General features: G+C 56.6%; 21 protein-coding genes. 8 read left to right on the top strand and 13 right to left on the bottom strand.

Translation table 11 applies throughout. From position 1 onward, the window contains the following. Positions 1-18 precede the first annotated feature (18 nt). On the top strand, positions 19-1,014 hold the full coding sequence (locus DFO52_RS06175) for a bile acid:sodium symporter family protein (RefSeq protein WP_047647131.1): 996 nt from the start codon (positions 19-21) through the stop codon (positions 1,012-1,014). Here DFO52_RS06175 and DFO52_RS06180 read toward each other — a convergent pair. The 3 genes from DFO52_RS06180 to zipA form a co-directional block, all read right to left on the bottom strand. Then, positions 1,011-1,226 (bottom strand): DUF3820 family protein, encoded by a 216-nt coding sequence (locus tag DFO52_RS06180; RefSeq protein ID WP_003861328.1) that lies wholly within the window; start codon positions 1,224-1,226, stop codon positions 1,011-1,013. The genes DFO52_RS06175 and DFO52_RS06180 overlap by 4 nt on opposite strands. Position 1,227: 1 nt before the next feature. Further along, the gene (ligA, locus tag DFO52_RS06185) at positions 1,228-3,243 is read right to left on the bottom strand and encodes an NAD-dependent DNA ligase LigA (RefSeq protein WP_059347115.1); all 2,016 of its coding nucleotides are present in this window, start codon (positions 3,241-3,243) and stop codon (positions 1,228-1,230) included. Between the two features lie 69 nt (positions 3,244-3,312). Then, positions 3,313-4,296 (bottom strand): cell division protein ZipA, encoded by a 984-nt coding sequence (zipA, locus tag DFO52_RS06190; protein ID WP_133549736.1) that lies wholly within the window; start codon positions 4,294-4,296, stop codon positions 3,313-3,315. 230 nt (positions 4,297-4,526) lie between these two features. On the opposite strand from zipA, the gene cysZ reads away from it, so the two are divergent. The 5 genes from cysZ to crr all read left to right on the top strand — a co-directional run bounded on the left by cysZ (position 4,527) and on the right by crr (position 9,320). Next, entirely contained in the window at positions 4,527-5,288 is a 762-nt protein-coding gene (cysZ, locus tag DFO52_RS06195; RefSeq protein ID WP_023308728.1) for a sulfate transporter CysZ, read from the top strand. A 163-nt stretch (positions 5,289-5,451) separates the two neighbouring features. After that, positions 5,452-6,423 carry a cysteine synthase A gene (gene cysK, locus DFO52_RS06200; RefSeq protein ID WP_014884739.1) on the top strand — a complete coding sequence of 324 codons (972 nt, stop codon included), beginning with the start codon at positions 5,452-5,454 and terminating at the stop codon, positions 6,421-6,423. Between the two features lie 317 nt (positions 6,424-6,740). Then, positions 6,741-6,998: a phosphocarrier protein Hpr gene (gene ptsH, locus DFO52_RS06215; RefSeq protein ID WP_000487600.1), complete on the top strand. Its 258-nt coding sequence runs from the start codon at positions 6,741-6,743 to the stop codon at positions 6,996-6,998. Positions 6,999-7,042: 44 nt separating this feature from the next. Further along, the gene (gene ptsI, locus DFO52_RS06220; protein ID WP_023332954.1) at positions 7,043-8,770 is read left to right on the top strand and encodes a phosphoenolpyruvate-protein phosphotransferase PtsI; all 1,728 of its coding nucleotides are present in this window, start codon (positions 7,043-7,045) and stop codon (positions 8,768-8,770) included. Positions 8,771-8,810: 40 nt separating this feature from the next. Then, the gene (gene crr, locus DFO52_RS06225) at positions 8,811-9,320 is read left to right on the top strand and encodes a PTS glucose transporter subunit IIA (protein WP_003861316.1); all 510 of its coding nucleotides are present in this window, start codon (positions 8,811-8,813) and stop codon (positions 9,318-9,320) included. Between the two features lie 44 nt (positions 9,321-9,364). On the opposite strand, the gene pdxK is transcribed toward crr, so the two are convergent. The 10 genes from pdxK to DFO52_RS06275 all read right to left on the bottom strand — a co-directional run bounded on the left by pdxK (position 9,365) and on the right by DFO52_RS06275 (position 17,707). Continuing rightward, entirely contained in the window at positions 9,365-10,201 is an 837-nt protein-coding gene (gene pdxK, locus DFO52_RS06230) for a pyridoxine/pyridoxal/pyridoxamine kinase (protein ID WP_133549738.1), read from the bottom strand. 5 nt (positions 10,202-10,206) lie between these two features. After that, complete coding sequence (gene cysM / locus DFO52_RS06235; protein ID WP_029739989.1) at positions 10,207-11,118, bottom strand: cysteine synthase CysM; 912 nt, start codon at positions 11,116-11,118, stop codon at positions 10,207-10,209. 118 nt (positions 11,119-11,236) lie between these two features. Then, positions 11,237-12,331, bottom strand: coding sequence for a sulfate/thiosulfate ABC transporter ATP-binding protein CysA (gene cysA, locus DFO52_RS06240; RefSeq protein WP_008501607.1), 1,095 nt, complete (start codon positions 12,329-12,331; stop codon positions 11,237-11,239). After that, complete coding sequence (cysW, locus tag DFO52_RS06245; RefSeq protein WP_023308733.1) at positions 12,321-13,196, bottom strand: sulfate/thiosulfate ABC transporter permease CysW; 876 nt, start codon at positions 13,194-13,196, stop codon at positions 12,321-12,323. Before cysW ends, cysA begins: the two co-directional genes overlap by 11 nt. Beyond that, positions 13,196-14,029: a sulfate/thiosulfate ABC transporter permease CysT gene (cysT, locus tag DFO52_RS06250; RefSeq protein WP_004123378.1), complete on the bottom strand. Its 834-nt coding sequence runs from the start codon at positions 14,027-14,029 to the stop codon at positions 13,196-13,198. The genes cysW and cysT overlap by 1 nt, the downstream gene beginning before the upstream one ends. Beyond that, positions 14,029-15,042, bottom strand: coding sequence for a sulfate ABC transporter substrate-binding protein (locus DFO52_RS06255; RefSeq protein ID WP_023308734.1), 1,014 nt, complete (start codon positions 15,040-15,042; stop codon positions 14,029-14,031). The genes cysT and DFO52_RS06255 overlap by 1 nt, the downstream gene beginning before the upstream one ends. A 172-nt stretch (positions 15,043-15,214) precedes the next feature. After that, a complete protein-coding gene (locus DFO52_RS06260) occupies positions 15,215-16,114 on the bottom strand; it encodes a Dyp-type peroxidase (RefSeq protein ID WP_029739987.1) in 900 nt (299 codons plus the stop codon). Positions 16,115-16,206: 92 nt separating this feature from the next. Continuing rightward, entirely contained in the window at positions 16,207-16,782 is a 576-nt protein-coding gene (locus DFO52_RS06265; protein WP_029739986.1) for an RpoE-regulated lipoprotein, read from the bottom strand. Between the two features lie 63 nt (positions 16,783-16,845). Then, positions 16,846-17,295 carry a DUF2919 domain-containing protein gene (locus tag DFO52_RS06270; protein WP_029739985.1) on the bottom strand — a complete coding sequence of 150 codons (450 nt, stop codon included), beginning with the start codon at positions 17,293-17,295 and terminating at the stop codon, positions 16,846-16,848. After that, entirely contained in the window at positions 17,282-17,707 is a 426-nt protein-coding gene (locus DFO52_RS06275; RefSeq protein ID WP_023308738.1) for a GNAT family acetyltransferase, read from the bottom strand. The genes DFO52_RS06270 and DFO52_RS06275 overlap by 14 nt, the downstream gene beginning before the upstream one ends. A 212-nt stretch (positions 17,708-17,919) precedes the next feature. Here DFO52_RS06275 and amiA point away from each other — a divergent pair, with 212 nt between their 5' ends. Further along, on the top strand, positions 17,920-18,795 hold the full coding sequence (gene amiA, locus DFO52_RS06285; protein ID WP_023308739.1) for an N-acetylmuramoyl-L-alanine amidase AmiA: 876 nt from the start codon (positions 17,920-17,922) through the stop codon (positions 18,793-18,795). Further along, a complete protein-coding gene (gene hemF / locus DFO52_RS06290; RefSeq protein ID WP_029739984.1) occupies positions 18,795-19,694 on the top strand; it encodes an oxygen-dependent coproporphyrinogen oxidase in 900 nt (299 codons plus the stop codon). Before amiA ends, hemF begins: the two co-directional genes overlap by 1 nt. Positions 19,695-19,750: the final 56 nt, after the last annotated feature.

Below are 19,750 nucleotides of genomic sequence, written 5' to 3' on the forward strand. Positions count from 1 at the left end.
CTGATTTCAGGAGTCATTATGAAACTATTTCGTATTCTTGATCCGTTCACGCTTACCCTGGTGGTTACCGTTTTACTGGCCTCGTTTTTCCCGGCCCGTGGCGCTTTCGTCCCGTTCTTTGAAGGGCTGACGACGGCCGCCATCGCACTGCTGTTCTTTATGCACGGTGCAAAACTCTCCCGCGAAGCCATTATTGCCGGCGGTAGCCACTGGCGGCTGCATCTCTGGGTAATGTGCAGCACGTTCATTCTGTTCCCAATCCTCGGGGTGCTGTTTGCCTGGTGGGCGCCGGTTAACGTCGACCCGGCGCTCTACACCGGTTTCCTGTATCTCTGTATTCTTCCGGCTACCGTGCAGTCCGCCATTGCCTTTACCTCTCTCGCGGGAGGAAACGTTGCGGCCGCGGTTTGCTCGGCATCGGCATCCAGCCTGTTAGGGATTTTCGTTTCCCCACTGCTGGTGGGCCTGCTGATGAACATGCACGGTGCGGAAGGTAACCTTGAGCAGGTTGGAAAAATCTGCCTGCAGCTGCTGCTCCCGTTTGTCCTGGGGCATTTATCCCGTCCATGGACCGGGGCGTTCGTGGCAAAGCACAAGAAATGGATCTCAAAAACCGACCAGTCGTCGATTCTGCTGGTGGTCTATTCCGCCTTCAGCGAAGCGGTCGTGAACGGGATCTGGCATAAGGTAGGCGCAGGCTCGCTGCTATTTATCGTGGTGGTCAGCCTCGTACTGCTGGCGATTGTGATTGCGGTAAACGTCTTTGTGGCACGCAGGTGCGGCTTCAGCAAAGCGGATGAAATCACCATTGTCTTCTGCGGTTCCAAAAAGAGCCTGGCGAACGGTATCCCGATGGCCAACATTCTGTTCCCGACCTCGGTGATTGGGATGATGGTGCTTCCGCTGATGATTTTCCACCAGATCCAGCTGATGGTCTGCGCGGTGCTGGCGCGTCGCTACAAGCGCCAGACCGAAAAGCTGGCGCAGGAAGAGACCCGCGCCGCGAAGGCTTAAGGACGTTTAAGGGGCTGAACCAGCTGGGTCAGCCCCTCGGTTTTGATCAGTAACGTGATAGCCATCAGCTCGCCCAGCCGCCCTGCCGGGAATTCATCCTTGCGGGCAAACCACAGCAGATACTCCTCCGGCAAATCAATCAGCCTGCGGCCCTTGTATTTACCGAACGGCATCTCCGTATTGGCGATCTCAACGAGCTGTTCTTTCTCCACGTTACTCTCCTAACAGACGCATCATTTCCGCTTCGTCGATAACAGCAATGCCGAGCTCCTGGGCTTTTGCCAGCTTCGAGCCCGCCGCTTCCCCGGCGATCACCAGGTCGGTTTTCTTCGACACGCTGCCCGCCACTTTGGCCCCCAGCGCCACCAGGCGCGCTTTCGCATCGTCGCGTGAAAGCTGGCTCAGGCTGCCGGTCAGGACTACCGTTTTACCGGCGAACGGGCTGTCGATCTCTTCGGCGTTAACCACTACCGGCGCGGGCCACTTAATGCCCTCTTCCAGCAGCTTGCCGATGACTTCACGGTTGCTCTCTTCGGCGAAGAAGTTAAATACGTGCGTGGCGACCACAATGCCAACGTCAGGGACTTTCTGCAGCTCGTCGATGCTAGCCTTTTCCAGCGCCTCCAGCGTACCAAAGTACGCCGCCAGGCCCGCCGCCGTCGCCTCACCCACTTCACGGATGCCCAGCGCGTACAGGAAGCGGGCAAAGGTCGTCTCTTTTGCGGCTTCCAGCGCGTTAACCACATTCTGGGCTGACTTTGGCCCCATGCGATCCAGACCGGTCAGTTTACCTGCCGTCAGCCTGAAGAGATCCGCTGGCGTATGGACATACTCTTTCTCAACCAGCTGATCGATAATCTTGTCGCCCATGCCGTCGACGTCCATCGCCCGACGGGAGACGAAGTGCTTCAGCGACTCTTTACGCTGCGCGCCACAGATTAAGCCACCCGTACAGCGCGCCACCGCTTCACCTTCCACACGCTCAACGTCGGAGCCGCACACCGGGCAATGGGTCGGGAAGACGATCTCGCGCGTATCGGCAGGACGCTCTGACTCCACAACGTTAACCACCTGCGGGATAACGTCGCCCGCGCGGCGAATCACCACTTTGTCACCAATACGCAGGCCCAGACGTTCGATTTCATCGGCGTTATGCAGCGTGGCATTACTTACCAGCACGCCCGCAACCTGCACGGGCTCGAGACGGGCAACCGGGGTAATGGCCCCCGTACGGCCGACCTGGAACTCCACGTCGCGAACGAAGGTCATCTGCTCCTGAGCAGGGAACTTAAACGCCACCGCCCAGCGCGGCGCGCGCGCCACAAAGCCCAGCTGCTCCTGCAGCGCCAGTGAATTCACCTTGATGACGACGCCATCAATATCAAACCCGAGCGTCGGACGGTCCTCTTCCACCTTGTGATAGAACGCCAGCACCGCTTCCGGCGAGTCGCAGAGCTGAACGCGGTTGCTCACCGGCAGGCCCCACGCTTTAAACTGCAGCAGACGCCCGAGGTGCGTGTCCGGCAGCTCGCCGCCCTCAAGAATACCGACGCCGTAGCAGAAGAAAGTAAGCGGTCGCTTCGCGGTAATACGCGGGTCAAGCTGGCGCAGAGAGCCCGCCGCCGCGTTACGCGGGTTAGCAAACACCTTCCCGCCGGTGCGACGCGCCTCTTCGTTAATTTTCTCGAAGCCCGCCTGGGGCAGGAACACCTCGCCGCGCACTTCCAGACGCGCGGGAATGTTGTCACCCTGCAACTTCAGCGGGATCGCGCGGATGGTACGCACGTTGGTGGTGATGTCTTCGCCCGTCGTGCCGTCGCCACGCGTCGCGGCGCGCACCAGCACGCCGTTTTCGTAGAGAAGACTGACCGCCAGGCCATCCAGCTTGAGCTCGCAGCACCAGGTGAGGGAGTCGCTGCTTTTCAGGCGATCCTGCACGCGCTTGTTAAACGCGAGGAAGCTCTCTTCATCGAAGACGTTATCCAGCGACAGCATCGGCACCTCATGGCGCACCTGGCTGAAAGCGCCCAGCGGCTCAGCGCCGACGCGCTGGGTGGGTGAATCCGGCGTGATAAGCTCCGGATGCTGCGCCTCTAATTCGCGCAGCTCGCGCATCAGGCGGTCATATTCGGCATCCGGGACTTCCGGCGCGTCCATAACATGATAGAGATATTCATGATGGCGAAGCGTGGTTCGCAGTTCAGTGAGTTGTTGTTCGATTGAGTCCATATCGCACCATCAATGAGAAAAAACCCCCGACAGGCGGGGGTTGAGGAGGAGTTGAAGTAAACGCGACGATTACGCGTTAGCTTCCTTAACTTCGCGGATGCGGTCCTGATACTCGCGCAGCTTCTGCGGGGTCATCATTCGACGCTGATCGTCGAGCACCACGCCGCCGACTTCGTCAGCGATGTGCTGAGCGGACTGCAGCATCAGCTTAAAGTTTTGCAGTTCGTCGCCGTAAGAAGGCACCTGCATAAAGATAGTGACGCCCGGGGTCACGAAATCACCGGTCATTTCCGGATCAAAGGTGCCAGGGTTAACCATGTTGGCCAGGCTGAACAGCGACGGACCGCTACCGTCAGGGCTCAGATGGCGATGGAAAATGTTCATATCGCCAAACTTGAATCCTGCCTGTTGAATACTGTTGAGCAGCACGTCACCGTTGAGATGGCTGCCGTGATGCGCGGCCACGTTCATGATGATCACCGCTTCTTTACGCTGTGGTTTTTCAACAACCAGCTCTGGCTCTACAACGGGCTCAGGCTCAACGTGCGGGGCCGGAGCAGGCTGAGGCGCAGGCTGTGCGTGAACAGGCTGCTGCGGTTGTTGTACCGGCTGAGCAGGCTGTTGCTGCACGGGCTGCTGCACCGGCTGCTGTTGAACCGGCTGTGGCGCAGCAGGCTGCTGATAGACAGGCTGTTGCGGCGGCTGGCGCACCGGCTCTTCCACAGGCTGCGGCGCTGGCTGGCGCGGCTGTGCAGAAGCATACGGCGGTTGATACTGGTGCTGCGAAGGACGAGGCGCTTCATGCTCCCCATGGCCTGCGCCGGGCGCAGTATTGACCCGATGAACACGAACTTCACCCACGCCGTCGTCATCGCTGCCGTCGATGTCATCTTCACTGTCATCGTCGTCACGACTGGACTTCATGCGCTTCAGTGGGCGATCGCGAAACATCGAGGAACGCTCTTTACGGCTGGTCCAGAAACCATGTACCAGTAAAGCGATTATGGCGATCGCGCCAACAATGATTAATATCAGACGCAAATCCTGCATCATTATATTCTCTGTTGTTCTAACACCTTGCCACCACGGCAAACATTTACTCACTAAGAGTATTTGCCGTTTACGTCAAGTGCAAGTGTGTGCAGAGCATTCACAGCATAAAGATGAAGGAAATCGTGCTTTTTGCTGGTTTTTCGAACATTTCCGAACTGGTCATTGCTCCGTAAGTGGATAATATAGGCGGGCAATTCCACTGGTTGTGTAAAAAGGAGTACAGCCTGGCTATGGTTTCAACATCTTCTTCTCCCCCGCGCAGCGGCGTCTGGTATTTTTCTCAGGGCTGGAAACTGGTCTCCCTGCCGGGGATTCGACGCTTCGTCATTCTGCCGCTATTGATCAACATTATTCTGATGGGCGGCGCGTTCTGGTGGTTATTCACAAAGCTGGAGAGCTGGATCCCGTCGCTGATGAGTTACGTGCCGGACTGGCTGCAGTGGCTTAACTACCTGCTCTGGCCGGTGGCGGTAATCTCCGTGCTGCTGGTATTTGGGTATTTTTTCTCGACGATTGCGAACTGGATCGCCGCACCGTTTAACGGTCTGCTGGCGGAACAGCTTGAAGCGCGGCTTACCGGCGCGACGCCTCCGGACACGGGCGTGCTGGGGATCATGAAAGACCTGCCACGCATCATGAAGCGCGAGTGGCAGAAGTTTGCCTGGTACCTGCCCCGCGCGATTGTGCTGCTTATCCTATACTTTGTGCCAGGCATTGGCCAGACGGTAGCGCCGGTGCTGTGGTTCCTGTTCAGCGCCTGGATGCTGGCCATCCAGTACTGCGACTATCCGTTCGATAATCACAAGGTGCCGTTTAAAGAGATGCGCACCGCCCTGCGCAGCCAGAAGGTCGCCAATATGCAGTTTGGCGCGCTGACCAGCCTGTTCACCATGATTCCCTTCCTGAATCTGTTCATCATGCCCGTCGCCGTCTGCGGCGCGACGGCGATGTGGGTCGACTGCTACCGTGCTAAGCACGCGTTATGGAAATAATGCAAAAATGTGTAAAGCAGGGGTGGCTTATGCCGCCCCTTATTCCATACTGATCCCCATTATTTCCTTGCAGTATATAGATATGCGAATTCCTTACTTCCCCCTACCTGCTCAACAGGTATGCTGGGTCGGTATCCCAATTTCATACAGTTAAGGACAGGCCATGAGTAAGATTTATGAAGACAACTCGCTGACTATCGGTCATACGCCCCTGGTTCGACTGAACCGTATCGGTAATGGACGCATTCTGGCGAAGGTCGAATCACGTAACCCGAGCTTCAGCGTAAAATGCCGTATCGGTGCAAACATGATTTGGGATGCTGAAAAACGTGGCGTGCTGAAGCCTGGCGTTGAGCTGGTGGAACCGACCAGCGGGAACACCGGTATCGCTCTGGCCTATGTGGCTGCCGCGCGTGGCTACAAGCTGACGCTGACCATGCCAGAAACCATGAGCATCGAGCGTCGTAAGCTGCTCAAAGCGCTGGGCGCGAACCTGGTGCTGACCGAAGGCGCGAAGGGCATGAAGGGCGCCATTCAGAAAGCTGAAGAGATTGTGGCCAGCGATCCGGCGAAATATCTGCTGCTGCAGCAGTTCAGCAACCCGGCTAACCCGGAAATTCACGAGAAGACCACCGGTCCGGAAATCTGGGAAGATACCGACGGCCAGGTTGACGTCTTTATCTCCGGCGTAGGTACCGGCGGTACGCTGACCGGTGTGTCACGCTATATTAAAGGCACAAAGGGTAAAAAAGACCTGATCACCGTTGCCGTTGAGCCAACTGACTCACCGGTTATCACCCAGGCACTGGCGGGCGAAGAGCTTAAACCAGGTCCGCATAAAATTCAGGGTATTGGCGCAGGCTTCATTCCGGGCAACCTGGATCTGAAGCTGATCGATAAAGTGGTGACCATCACTAACGAAGAAGCCATTTCTACCGCGCGTCGCCTGATGGATGAAGAAGGCATTCTGGCGGGTATCTCTTCCGGTGCAGCCGTTGCGGCAGCTCTCAAGCTTCAGGAAGATGAAGCCTTTACCAACAAGAATATTGTGGTTATCCTTCCTTCTTCGGGCGAGCGTTACTTGAGCACCGCACTGTTTGCCGATCTGTTTACCGAAAAAGAACTGCAACAGTAGTGCCAGCATGTTAATAACGCGTAAAAAAGCACCTTTTCAGGTGCTTTTTTGTGGCCTGCTTCAAACTTTTGCCCCTCCTGGCATTGCTTCACCCCGTTGGGTCTGGTATTTAAACCAGCAATTATTTTGATGCGTGAAATTAATCGGTGAATGAAATAGCCTTGCTGAATCGATTTTATGATTTGGTTCAAGTCTTGCTTTCGCTGCATAATGTTTAATGACGATCGAAACGTCAGCGCTAACAATACAGGCTAAAGTTCAGTCGCCAGGCTAGACTTTAGTTCCACAACACTAAACCTATAAGTTGGGGAAATACAATGTTCCAGCAAGAAGTTACCATTACCGCTCCGAACGGTCTGCACACCCGCCCTGCTGCTCAGTTTGTTAAAGAAGCAAAAGGCTTCACTTCTGAAATCACTGTGACTTCCAACGGCAAAAGCGCGAGCGCAAAAAGCCTGTTCAAACTGCAGACTCTGGGCCTGACTCAGGGCACCGTTGTCACCATCTCTGCAGAAGGTGAAGACGAGCAGAAAGCAGTTGAGCATCTGGTAAAACTGATGGCTGAGCTCGAGTAAGTTTCCGGGTTCTTTTAAATATCAGTCACAAGTAAGGTAGGGTTATGATTTCAGGCATTTTAGCATCCCCGGGTATCGCTTTCGGCAAAGCACTGCTGCTGAAAGAAGACGAGATCGTCATCGACCGGAAAAAAATTTCTGCCGACAAGGTTGATCAGGAAGTTGAACGTTTTCTGAGCGGTCGTGCCAAGGCATCTGCGCAACTGGAAGCAATCAAAACTAAAGCTGGCGAAACTTTCGGTGAAGAAAAAGAAGCCATCTTCGAAGGGCACATCATGCTGCTCGAAGATGAGGAGCTGGAGCAGGAAATCATAGCCCTGATTAAAGATAAAGGCATGACGGCCGACGCGGCTGCGCATGAAGTTATCGAAGGTCAGGCAACTGCCCTGGAAGAACTGGATGATGAATACCTGAAAGAGCGTGCGGCTGACGTACGTGACATCGGTAAGCGCCTGCTGCGCAACATCCTGGGTCTGGCCATCATCGACCTGAGCGCGATTCAGGATGAAGTTATCCTGGTTGCCGCTGACCTCACCCCGTCTGAAACCGCACAGCTGAACCTGAAAAAGGTCCTCGGTTTCATCACCGACGCGGGTGGCCGTACTTCCCACACCTCTATCATGGCGCGCTCTCTGGAACTCCCTGCCATCGTGGGTACCGGTAGCGTCACCTCTCAGGTGAAAAACGGCGACTATCTGATTCTGGATGCCGTAAACAATCTGGTTTACGTCAACCCAACCAATGAAGAGATCGATAAACTGCGCGCGGTTCAGGAGCAGGTTGCGACTGAAAAAGCGGAACTCGCTAAGCTGAAAGACCTGCCAGCCATCACCCTGGACGGTCATCAGGTAGAAGTGTGCGCAAACATCGGTACCGTCCGCGACGTTGATGGCGCAGAGCGCAACGGTGCGGAAGGCGTCGGTCTCTATCGTACAGAATTCCTGTTCATGGACCGCGACGCGCTGCCAACGGAAGAAGAGCAGTTTGCTGCTTATAAAGCCGTGGCTGAAGCGTGTGGCTCTCAGGCGGTTATCGTCCGTACCATGGACATCGGCGGCGACAAAGAGCTGCCGTACATGAACTTCCCGAAAGAAGAGAACCCGTTCCTGGGCTGGCGTGCAATCCGTATCGCGATGGATCGTAAAGAGATCCTGCGTGACCAGGTTCGCGCGATCCTGCGTGCCTCTGCTTTCGGTAAACTGCGCATCATGTTCCCGATGATCATCTCTGTTGAAGAAGTGCGTGCACTGAAGAAAGAGATCGAAATCTACAAACAGGAACTGCGCGACGAAGGTAAAGCGTTTGACGAGTCAATCGAGATCGGCGTGATGGTGGAAACACCTGCGGCGGCGACCATTGCGCGTCATTTAGCCAAAGAAGTTGATTTCTTTAGTATCGGCACCAATGATTTAACGCAGTACACCCTGGCAGTTGACCGTGGTAATGATATGATTTCACATCTCTACCAGCCAATGTCACCGTCCGTACTGAACTTGATCAAGCAAGTTATTGATGCTTCTCATGCAGAAGGTAAATGGACTGGCATGTGTGGTGAGCTTGCAGGCGACGAACGTGCTACACTTCTGTTGCTGGGTATGGGTCTGGACGAATTCTCTATGAGCGCCATTTCCATCCCGCGCATTAAGAAGATTATCCGTAACACGAACTTCGAAGATGCGAAGGTATTAGCAGAGCAGGCTCTTGCTCAACCGACAACGGACGAGTTAATGACGCTGGTTAACAAGTTCATTGAAGAAAAAACAATCTGCTAATCCACGAGATGCGGCCCAATTTACTGCTTAGGAGAAGATCATGGGTTTGTTCGATAAACTGAAATCTCTGGTTTCTGATGATAAAAAAGACTCCGGAACTATTGAGATTGTTGCTCCGCTCTCCGGCGAGATCGTCAACATCGAAGACGTGCCGGATGTAGTGTTTGCTGAGAAAATCGTTGGTGATGGCATTGCTATCAAACCAACTGGCAACAAAATGGTTGCTCCAGTTGACGGCACCATCGGTAAAATTTTTGAAACCAACCATGCGTTCTCTATCGAATCTGATAGCGGTATCGAACTGTTCGTTCACTTCGGTATCGACACCGTTGAACTGAAAGGCGAAGGCTTCAAACGTATCGCGGAAGAAGGCCAGCGTGTTAAAGTTGGCGACCCGGTAATTGAATTCGATCTGCCACTGCTGGAAGAAAAAGCCAAGTCTACCCTGACGCCGGTTGTTATCTCCAACATGGACGAAATCAAAGAACTGATCAAACTGTCTGGCAGCGTCACCGTGGGTGAAACCCCGGTTATCCGCATCAAGAAGTAATTCTTGCCGCACAGAAAAATGGCGCCTTCGGGCGCCATTTTTGTTTATGCGGGGAGGATAAGCTCGTCGTAGCCTTTCGACTGGGTATAAAGCATCACATCAGTCACCCGATCGCCGGCCATGCGAATAGCATCGGCAATGGTTTTCCCCTCTACAATTCCGCTCACCAGCTCTGAACAGAACAGATCGCCCGTCCCTTTCAGATCGGTTTCTACGCGCGGATGTGCGCTGACGGTCACGCCTTCATTCGTCACCAGCACTACGTGGATGTTTTCCGGGTCATCGGCCACCGGCGCGCTGGTGATCGCCACCCATTTCAGGCTCTCGGAGAGCAGTCCCTGCGCCGCCGCGATGGCGCTTTCCGGCGTACGGCACGGTTTGCCGCTTAACACTTCCAGCTCATAGACGTTCGGCGTAATCCCCTGCGCCAGCGGCAGCAGGTGTTCCCGATACGCCTGCGGGATCTCAGGCTTAACGTACATACCGCTGTCGATATCGCCGATAACCGGGTCGACCAACACCAGCAGGTCAGGATGCTGCGCTTTGACCGCCTTCAGCCATTGAGCCAGCAGGACGATCTGGCTGGCGCTGCCCATATAGCCGGTGGTGACCGCTTTAAGCTCGCGCAGGATCTCGCGCTCTTCCAGCGCCTTAAGATAGCCGCTGAACCACTCGTCGGGGATCACTCCACCATAAAACGTGTCGTAGTGCGGCGTGTTGCTAAACAGTACCGTCGGCACGGCGGTAACGTTCAGCCTGTGGGTACGAATATTCGGTACCGCAATGCTGTTCCCCACGCTGCCGTAAACCACCTGTGACTGCACGGCGACAATATCGGTTTGCTGCGCCCGGGTGTTATCCCGGAATAGAATCATCTCCATGACGCTTAAATCCCCGCCCCCTGCGAATAACTCTCTTCACCAAAGACACCGGTAGACAGATAGCGATCGCCGCGATCGCAAATAATCGCCACCACTACGGCACCCGGGTTTGCCTGCGCTACCCGAATCGCACCCGCTACCGCGCCGCCCGAGCTGACGCCGCAGAAGATACCTTCGCGCACGGCCAGCTCACGCATGGTATTTTCCGCCTCGCGCTGGTGAAGATCCAGCACCTGGTCCACCAGCTGCGCATTAAAGATGCCGGGCATATACTCCGCCGGCCAGCGGCGAATGCCCGGAATGCTGCTCCCCTCTTCCGGCTGGAGGCCAACGATGGTGACGGCTTTTTCCTGCTCGCGCAGAAAACGCGATACCCCGGTAATGGTGCCGGTGGTGCCCATGCTGGAGACAAAATGGGTGATACGCCCGTCGGTTTGCTGCCAGATTTCCGGGCCGGTGGTGGTGTAGTGCGCGTACGGGTTGTCCGGGTTGTTGAACTGATCCAGCAGTTTACCCTCACCGCGCTCGGCCATTTCTAACGCCAGGTCGCGCGCGCCTTCCATTCCCTGCTCTTTGGTCACCAGAATCAGCTCGGCTCCGTAGGCACGCATCGCGGCGCGGCGCTCCTGGCTCATGTTGTCCGGCATCAGCAGCTTCATGCGGTAGCCTTTCAGAGCCGCAATCATCGCCAGGGCGATACCGGTGTTGCCGCTGGTGGCCTCAATCAGCACGTCGCCTGGCTTAATTTCTCCGCGTTTTTCGGCCTGGACAATCATCGACAGCGCCGCGCGGTCTTTCACCGACCCCGCCGGGTTATTGCCTTCGAGTTTGACCCAGATTTCGCTGCCGTTGTTCGGCCCCATGCGCTGAAGCTTGACCAGAGGAGTGTTGCCGATGGTGTGTTCGAGTGTATTCACGATTTTTACTCAATAAAAAAGCCGGGGCGCGCGCAGCGATCCCGGCCTACAAGACGCAGTGATAACTGTAGGCCCGGTCAGCGCAGCGCCACCGGGCGATAAACATCCTAATAACCTATCAGGCTGACTCCGCCAGAGCAATATCCTCGCGCGTCTCGATGCGCTCCTTCCCGTGATAAATCCGGGCATGCTGCAGCCCAACAAACAGGCGCTCGCCCCGGTGCGGCGGCACGTCGTCGCGCATGACAACGGTCAGCGGCTCGGTATACCAGCCCAGCGGCTGTACCACCAATTGGGTGTAGTGACCTTTAGGGCTAGCTTCCAGCACCTGCACCGGCAGCGGTGAATCCAGGCTGGTTCGGCGGCTCACGTCCACTTCCCACGGACGCAGGAAAAGATCGACCGGCCCCTGATGCGCGGAGGTATAGCCCAGCGGCCAGCGGTGCGCGCCGACGTGGAACTGACCGCCGCGAATGGTACCCTGCAGACGGTTTACCTCGCCCATAAACTCCAGCACGAAGCGGGTCGCGGGTTCACGCCAGAGCTGCTCCGGCTCGTCAACCTGCTCAATGTTGCCCTGGCTCATGACCACCACGCGATCCGCAACTTCCATCGCCTCTTCCTGATCGTGGGTCACGAAGACGCTGGTGAATTTCAGCTCTTCATGCAGCTGGCGCAGCCAGCGGCGCAGCTCTTTACGCACCTGCGCATCCAGCGCGCCGAAGGGTTCATCCAGCAGCAGAATTTGCGGCTCAACGGCCAGCGCGCGCGCCAGCGCCACGCGCTGTTTCTGCCCGCCGGACAGCTGGGCAGGGAAACGGTCCGCCAGGTGAGCCAGCTGCACCATCTCCAGCAGTTTGGTCACTTTCGCCTTAATGGTTGCCGCATCCGGGCGCTCGCGACGCGGCAGCACGGTCAGGCCAAACGCGATGTTGTCGAACACGGTCATGTGGCGGAACAGTGCGTAATGCTGGAATACAAATCCTACTTTACGATCGCGGGCGTGCAGGCGGCTGACGTCGGTGCCGTGAAAGCGGATGTGCCCGCTGGTCTGATGCTCAAGCCCGGCGATGATACGCAGCAGCGTGGTTTTACCCGAGCCAGACGGCCCCAGCAGCGCCACCATTTGTCCGGAAGGGATATCCAGCGAGATATCATTCAGCACCTGGGTGCGACCAAAAGACTTCTTAATATTGGCAATCTCAATGCTCATGATTTCCCTCCTGATGCTGACGTTTTTCCTGATTTTCTAAACGCCACTGCACCACACTCTTCAAAAACAGGGTCAAAATGGCCATCAGCGTCAGCAACGCTGCGGCAGTAAACGAGCCGATGGTGTTGTAGTCCTGCTGCAGCAGTTCAATCTGTAGCGGCAGCGACAGGGTTTCACCCCGGATGGAGCCGGAGACGACGGAAACGGCACCGAACTCACCGATCGCGCGGGCGTTGGTCAGCACCACGCCGTAAAGCAGCGCCCAGCGGATATTCGGCAGCGTCACGCGACGGAACATCTGCCAGCCCGACGCGCCCAGCAGCACCGCCGCTTCGTCTTCGTTGCTCCCCTGGCTTAACATCACCGGCACCAGCTCACGCACCACAAACGGACAGGTCACGAAGATGGTGACCAGCACCATGCCCGGCCAGGCGAACATGATTTGCAGGTTATGCTCATCCAGCCAGCCGCCCAACGGACCGTTGGAGCCGTAAAAGAGCAGGTACACCAGACCCGCCACCACCGGCGATACGGCGAAAGGAATGTCCAGAAGGGTCAGCAGCAGCTGACGTCCCGGGAAGTTAAAGCGGGTCACCAGCCAGGCCAACAGGGTCCCGAACACGAGGTTCACCGGCACGGTGATCAACGCAATCAGCACGGTCAGCCAGATGGCATGCAGCATATCCGGGTTCGCCAGGTTTTCCAGCGCAGGCATCAGCCCCTTGCTGAACGCCTGAACGAAGATATATACCGTCGGCACGACGAGAATGAGGGCGGAAACCAGCACGCCCGCCCCAATCAGAAACCATTTGCCCCAGTTAATACGGGGTGCATCGTATCGCTTCAATTGCGTAACTTCCGCCATCAGTGACCTACCACACGTCGACCAAAGCGACTTTGCAGAGTGTTAATCGAGTACAGCAGCAGCAGCGAGGCCGCCAGGATCACCGAGGCAATTGCGCTCGCCGCCGGATAATCAAACTCCTGCAAACGGATGAAAATCATCAGCGAGGTGACTTCTGTTTTCCAGGCGATGTTCCCGGCGATAAAAATCACCGCGCCGAACTCACCGAGGCTGCGGGTAAACGACAGCGCAACACCCGCCATCAGCGCCGGAGAGAGCTCCGGCAGGACCACCTTGCGGAAGCTCTGCCAGCGCGTGGCGCCCAGCGTTTCCGCTGCTTCTTCGTATTCCGGACCCAACTCTTCCAGCACCGGCTGCACGGTACGGACCACAAACGGGATGCTGGTAAAGGCCATCGCCACCGCGATACCGAGCCAGGTGTAGGTCACTTTAATGTCAAATTTCGCCAGCCACTCGCCGTACAGCCCGTTCACGGAGAAGAGCGACGCGAGGGTTAAGCCCGCCACCGCCGTCGGCAGCGCAAACGGCAGATCCATCAGGGCGTCAAGCAGCGTGCGGCCCGGGAAGCGATAGCGGGTTAAGATCCACGCCATCAGCAGGCCAAACACGCCGTTAAAAATGGAGGCGACAAACGCCGACAGCAGCGTCACCTTATAGGCCGCCACCACCTGCGGGTTGGTGACCACGTCCCAGTACTGCGCCCAGCTCATCTGAGCAAGCTGCATCACCAGCGCGCTTAGCGGCAACAGCAGGATCAGGCAGACGAACAGCAGGCTGGTCCCGAGGCTTAAGGTAAAGCCCGGCAGCACGCGTTTTGTCGAAACTGCAAACATTACTTATGCCCCGCCGCCAGTAGTTTGTCTAACTCACCGCCGCTGGCAAAATGCGTTTTCATCACATCAGGCCAGGAGCCGAAATGATCTTCCACGCGGAACAAATCGGTCTGCGGGAACTTATCTTTCAGCTTGTTCATTACGTCCGGGTTGTTCACGCGGTAGTAGTAATCGGTAATGATGGTCTGCGCCTGCGGGCTGTACAGGTAGTTGAGATAGGCTTTTGCCGCTTTCTCGGTACCGTTTGCCTGCACGTTTTTATCCACCCACGCCACCGGGAATTCGGCCAGGATGTTGGTTTTCGGGATAACGACCTCGAAGCCCTGCGCTTCGTACTGTTTACGGATGTTATTCACTTCCGATTCGAAGCTGATGAGCACATCGCCGAGACCGCGTTCTGCGAAGGTCGTGGTCGCCCCGCGGCCGCCGGTATCAAACACTTCGACGTTTTTCAGGAACTGGGTCATGAACTGCTCGGTTTTGGCTTTATCGTTACCGTCAGCCTTGTCCGCCGCGCCCCACGCCGCTAAATAGGTATAACGCGCGTTACCGGAGGTTTTTGGGTTCGGGAAAATCAGCTTCACGTCGGAACGCACCAGGTCGCTCCAGTCATGGATATTCTTCGGGTTGCCCTTACGCACCAGGAAGCCCATGGTGGAATAGAACGGTGAGCTATTGTTCGGCAGTCGGCTCTGCCAGTCCGCTGGGATCAGCTTGCCTTTGTCGTGCAGGATCTGCACGTCAGTCACCTGGTTGTAGGTCACCACATCCGCCTTCAGGCCCTGCAAAATCGCCAGCGCCTGCTTGGACGACCCGGCGTGGGACTGCTTGATGGTCAGCTTGTCGCCGTTATTGTCTTTTGCCCACTGCTGTTCGAACGGTGGATTAAGGGCGGCAAACAGCTCGCGGGAGACGTCATACGAACTGTTTAACAGTTCAGTCGCCTGCGCCTGTGCCACCAGCAGTAAACCTGCCAGCGCCAGAGTTCCTTTTTTCAGTACAGTAACGGCCATTGCGCACCCTTATAAATGTGATGACTATCTTATAGTCATAATATTTATAACGGGGATGAAAGGAGTAACGGTTTTATATACCGTTTGGTGATTTAGAAGCAGAAAAGGGAATAAGGGTGAGGCCTGATGCCCTCACCCCAGCCCTCTCCCGCAGGGAGAGGGAGAAAGGACATTACAGCGCCAGCAGACGCTCAACGGACGGCGCAAAGTAGTAGCCGCCGGTCACCGGTTTGGTGAAGCGCAGCATGGCGTCGCGCTTGCCGTCGGTATCGCCGAACATGCTCAGCAGCTGCTGCTCAATGTTATGCAGGCGCGCGCAGTAGGCGCAGAAGTAAAGGCCGTGCGTGCCGCTTGCCGTGCCGTACGGCAGGCTCTGGCGGACAATCTTCAGCCCTTTACCGTCTTCTTTCAGGTCAACGCGGGTCAGGTGAGAGGTCACAGGGCGGTCGTCGCCGTCGATCTCTTCGTTGGCTTCTTTAGTACGACCAATCATCATCTCCTGGTCGTGCACGCTCATGCGGTTAAGCTGCTTGAGGTTGTGCTCCCAGCGCTGCACGAACACGTAGCTGCCGCCCGCGTCCACGCCGTCTTTAATCACCGCCACGTCGCGACGCGTCTCTTCACCCGCCGGGTTTTCGGTGCCGTCGACGAAGCCGCTCAGATCGCGCTCTTCCACCCAGCGGAAGCCGTGAACCTCTTCCTGTACCTCAATGCTGTCGCCAAAGGCCGCTACTGCCGCCTGGGCAACGGAGAAATTCACGTCGTGACGCAGGGAGAGAATGTGGATCAGCACGTCGTACTGGGTTGCCGGAGCCAGACCTTTGCCGTAAGGGATGAAGTCTTTCAGCTCTTCCGCCCCTTCGCCACCGCTCAGCTGACGCCAGACGTTATTGCCAAAGGCAACAACGGCGCCGAGGTGGGCTTCCGGGAATTTGGCCTGGAAGGTCGCCAGCTTATCAACAAACGCTTTACTGGCCGCACGCAGGGCATCCACGTCCCCTTTAACATTGGCTTCAATCCAAATCGCCGCGCGGCAATGTTCTGGCAAAATGCCACTCTGAACCTGAGACATCGCTCCTCCTGAAATAAAGATGCCACGTCAGCGTGGCATTGATGGCGGCTATTATACCCGGATTTCAGCGAGGCGGTTTGTTCAGGCGCAAATTACTGCTTCCAGAGTATTTTGCTCACTTTCCAGCTCTTAAGCGTGTCGTCAGACGGCATCAGACCTTCCGGACCGCTCCAGGTTCCGGTGAAGACATAGCTGATGTGCTGGCTGCCTTCAGCCTTACATTCCACCGCGACCTTGTCGTCAGACGGCACGCTGGTGCAGTTGCCAAAGGCCTGCTTATAAAGCTCGCTAAACGGCGTTCCCACCTTTACACCGCTCGCCGTCGGGATATCTTCATCCATAACGGCAATTCGGTTTACCGTGCCTTTGTCACCGTTGATCACCAGCGCCAGCTTGTCGCCCTTCAGCGCTTCGTAATAGCGAACAATATTGCCATTCTCCGTTTTCATGCCGCTGCGCAGGCGGTAATCGCCGCTGAGCGCATCCTGAATAGCATTCTGATCCAGCGCCGTCGCGGCGGTAATTTTCCCCACGCCCTGCTCGGTCACTTCCGTTGATGAGCCAAACCAGTTCCACGGATACGCGGCGGACCAGTTAATGGAGGAGAGCGTCGAACAGCCGGTCAACGCCAGCGGGAGAGCGCATAAAAGTAAACGCAGCGATTTCATTGAAACGTCCTTTCTTGTTAAATCAACGCTTGTTGGAGTGCGACATCGGCAAAAAGTGCCGGATTAATCATCCTGATGCGCAAAACAGGCGCGAAGACGCGGGTTGGTCAGCAGCCACAGCAGGGCCACAATATCGGCAACCACCAGCGCAACGCCGGTGCCCGTCAGCGGTTCACCGTACCACCAGAGTACCGGCTGCCAGAAGAGCAGCGCAACCTGGGCGAGGATCAGCAGCCAGCGAAGCGCGCGCCAAAAGCGTGGTATCAAATGCCGCCGTCCGCTGACCAAAAAAGCCAGTACGGCCGGAATGCCCGGCAGTAATCCGATCCAGAATGCATCGTGATCGGGATAGAAGAGATTCAGCAGCGTATCGCCCTGCCCGCGCGACGCTCCGGCCATTACAAACAGCACCCAGGTGCGGGCCTGGAGCAGCAGAACGCACCAGAATAAAAAGGGCAGCCTGACGCGGCCCTGCGCGTCATAGTCTGCCGGGTGGATCTCAGTACTCTTCATCTTCGATCAGACGCTTTCCTAAACTCAGCACGTCGGAATGCTCGTAGCCCAGACGCTCATACATGCCCAGCACCACGTCGTTATCTTCCCGCACCATGATCTGGATTTTCGGGCAGCCGCGGGCGATCAGCTTCTTCTCGAGCCGGTTCAGCAGCGCATTGGCGATGCCGCGGCCACGGTATTCCGGGTGGACGCCCAGATAATAGGCCGAGCCGCGGTGGCCGTCGTAACCGCCCATTACCGTCCCCACAACCTCACCGTTGACTTCCGCGACCAGAAACAGACTGACGTCGTGATTCACCTTACGTTCGATATCCATTTCCGGATCGTTCCACGGACGCAGCAGATCGCAGCGCTCCCAAAGGGTGATCACCTCTTCGAAATCTTCCTGGCGAAAAACGCGTATCTCCATGGTATTAACCGCCTTTTCGGGTTTAAAAACAGTGATTATGGCGCGAAGCTCGCCTTTCGCCAATAACCGGGGAAAATCTCGCCAAAATTTGGCATAATGTCACTTTGTCACGTATTGAAATGAAAAGTAAAACAATTCTCAATATGGACTGTCGTAACGGGAAACACGATACGATATAACACCAGGACCCCATTTTTTAGTATTCAGGCCGCATGAGCACATTCAAACCATTAAAAGCACTCACATCGCGTCGTCAGGTTCTCAAAGCGGGGCTGGCGGCCTTAACGTTAACGGGCATCGCAAAGCAGGCTCAGGCGAAAGACGAGAGCACGCTCAAAACCAGTAACGGACACAGCAAACCGAAAACCAAAAAGCCGGGCGCGAAGCGTCTGGTGATGCTCGATCCGGGCCACGGCGGTATTGATACCGGCGCTATCGGCAAAAACGGGTCGAAAGAAAAACACGTCGTGCTGGCAATTGCAAAAAACGTGCGCGCAATTTTACGCAGCAACGGCATTGACGCCCGTCTGACGCGCTCTGGCGACACCTTTATTCCGCTGTATGACCGCGTTGAGATCGCCCACCAGCACGGTGCGGATCTGTTTATGTCGATTCACGCCGACGGTTTTACCAACCCTTCCGCAGCCGGCGCCTCGGTGTTTGCGCTTTCCAACCGTGGCGCCAGTAGCGCCATGGCAAAATACCTCTCCGACCGCGAAAACCGGGCGGATGAAGTCGCCGGGAAGAAAGCCACTGACAAAGACCACCTGCTACAGCAGGTGCTGTTCGACCTCGTGCAGACGGATACGATCAAAAACAGCCTGACGCTCGGCTCGCATATTCTGAAGAAGATTAAGCCGGTGCATCGTCTGCACAGCAAAGGCACCGAGCAGGCGGCGTTCGTGGTGCTGAAGTCACCGTCCATCCCGTCCGTGCTGGTGGAAACGTCCTTCATTACCAACCCGGAAGAAGAGCGGCTCCTCGGCACCACGGCGTTTCGCCAGAAGATCGCCAACGCCATCGCCTCCGGCATTATCAGTTACTTCAACTGGTTCGATAACCAGAAAGCGCACTCCAGGAAACGTTGATGAAACCCGATGCTCAACTGGTCAAAACCTTCCTGCTGCAGCTGCAGGATGAAATCTGCCAGAAACTGGCTGCCGCAGACGGCGGTGAATTTCAGGAAGATAACTGGCAGCGCGAGGCCGGGGGCGGCGGGCGCAGCCGGGTGCTGCGAAACGGCGGCATCTTCGAACAGGCGGGCGTGAATTTTTCCCACGTTCACGGCGACGCCATGCCCGCGTCTGCGACGGCACATCGTCCTGAACTCGCGGGCCGCAGCTTCGAGGCGATGGGCGTTTCGCTGGTAGTGCACCCGCATAACCCGTTTGTGCCCACCAGCCACGCCAACGTGCGCTTTTTCATTGCGGAAAAACCGGGCGCCGACCCGGTCTGGTGGTTCGGCGGCGGTTTCGATTTAACGCCCTACTACGGCTTCGAAGAGGATGCCGTGCACTGGCACACCACCGCACGGGACCTTTGTCTGCCGTTTGGCGAAGACGTCTACCCGAAATTTAAAAAGTGGTGCGATGACTACTTTTACCTGAAGCACCGCGACGAGCAGCGCGGCATCGGCGGGCTGTTCTTTGACGATCTCAACACGCCTGATTTTGATACCGCGTTCAGCTTTATGCGTGCGGTAGGCGAAGGCTATACCGACGCCTATCTGCCGATTGTCGAGCGCCGTAAAAATACCGACTACGGCGTACGCGAGCGTGAGTTCCAGCTCTACCGCCGCGGGCGCTACGTGGAGTTCAACCTGGTGTGGGATCGCGGGACGCTGTTCGGCCTGCAGACCGGCGGGCGCACGGAGTCGATTCTGATGTCGATGCCGCCGCTGGTGCGCTGGGAGTACTGCTACGAACCAAAAGAAGGCAGCCCGGAGGCTGCCTTGCGTGAGTTTATTCAGGTTCGGGACTGGGTGTAACCCTCCCCTCACCCCGGCCCTCTCCCAAAGGGAAAGGGAGCATTAACCCTCTCCCT

Source organism: Enterobacter sp. AG326 (assembly GCF_004362415.1).
GTDB classification, from domain to species: Bacteria; Pseudomonadota; Gammaproteobacteria; order Enterobacterales; family Enterobacteriaceae; genus Enterobacter; species Enterobacter asburiae.

Excerpts from the sequence above, each read along its gene's own strand:
- ligA (WP_059347115.1), bottom strand. The coding sequence starts at position 3,243 with ATGGACTCAATCGAACAACAACTCACTGAACTGCGAACCACGCTTCGC.
- ptsH (WP_000487600.1), top strand. The coding sequence starts at position 6,741 with ATGTTCCAGCAAGAAGTTACCATTACCGCTCCGAACGGTCTGCACACC.
- cysA (WP_008501607.1), bottom strand. The coding sequence starts at position 12,331 with ATGAGCATTGAGATTGCCAATATTAAGAAGTCTTTTGGTCGCACCCAG.
- DFO52_RS06270 (WP_029739985.1), bottom strand. The coding sequence starts at position 17,295 with ATGAAGAGTACTGAGATCCACCCGGCAGACTATGACGCGCAGGGCCGC.
- hemF (WP_029739984.1), top strand. The coding sequence starts at position 18,795 with ATGAAACCCGATGCTCAACTGGTCAAAACCTTCCTGCTGCAGCTGCAG.
- amiA (WP_023308739.1), top strand. The coding sequence starts at position 17,920 with ATGAGCACATTCAAACCATTAAAAGCACTCACATCGCGTCGTCAGGTT.
- cysK (WP_014884739.1), top strand. The coding sequence starts at position 5,452 with ATGAGTAAGATTTATGAAGACAACTCGCTGACTATCGGTCATACGCCC.
- DFO52_RS06275 (WP_023308738.1), bottom strand. The coding sequence starts at position 17,707 with ATGGAGATACGCGTTTTTCGCCAGGAAGATTTCGAAGAGGTGATCACC.
- cysT (WP_004123378.1), bottom strand. The coding sequence starts at position 14,029 with ATGTTTGCAGTTTCGACAAAACGCGTGCTGCCGGGCTTTACCTTAAGC.
- cysZ (WP_023308728.1), top strand. The coding sequence starts at position 4,527 with ATGGTTTCAACATCTTCTTCTCCCCCGCGCAGCGGCGTCTGGTATTTT.
- cysW (WP_023308733.1), bottom strand. The coding sequence starts at position 13,196 with ATGGCGGAAGTTACGCAATTGAAGCGATACGATGCACCCCGTATTAAC.
- pdxK (WP_133549738.1), bottom strand. The coding sequence starts at position 10,201 with ATGGAGATGATTCTATTCCGGGATAACACCCGGGCGCAGCAAACCGAT.
- zipA (WP_133549736.1), bottom strand. The coding sequence starts at position 4,296 with ATGATGCAGGATTTGCGTCTGATATTAATCATTGTTGGCGCGATCGCC.
- DFO52_RS06260 (WP_029739987.1), bottom strand. The coding sequence starts at position 16,114 with ATGTCTCAGGTTCAGAGTGGCATTTTGCCAGAACATTGCCGCGCGGCG.
- DFO52_RS06265 (WP_029739986.1), bottom strand. The coding sequence starts at position 16,782 with ATGAAATCGCTGCGTTTACTTTTATGCGCTCTCCCGCTGGCGTTGACC.
- crr (WP_003861316.1), top strand. The coding sequence starts at position 8,811 with ATGGGTTTGTTCGATAAACTGAAATCTCTGGTTTCTGATGATAAAAAA.
- DFO52_RS06255 (WP_023308734.1), bottom strand. The coding sequence starts at position 15,042 with ATGGCCGTTACTGTACTGAAAAAAGGAACTCTGGCGCTGGCAGGTTTA.
- DFO52_RS06175 (WP_047647131.1), top strand. The coding sequence starts at position 19 with ATGAAACTATTTCGTATTCTTGATCCGTTCACGCTTACCCTGGTGGTT.
- ptsI (WP_023332954.1), top strand. The coding sequence starts at position 7,043 with ATGATTTCAGGCATTTTAGCATCCCCGGGTATCGCTTTCGGCAAAGCA.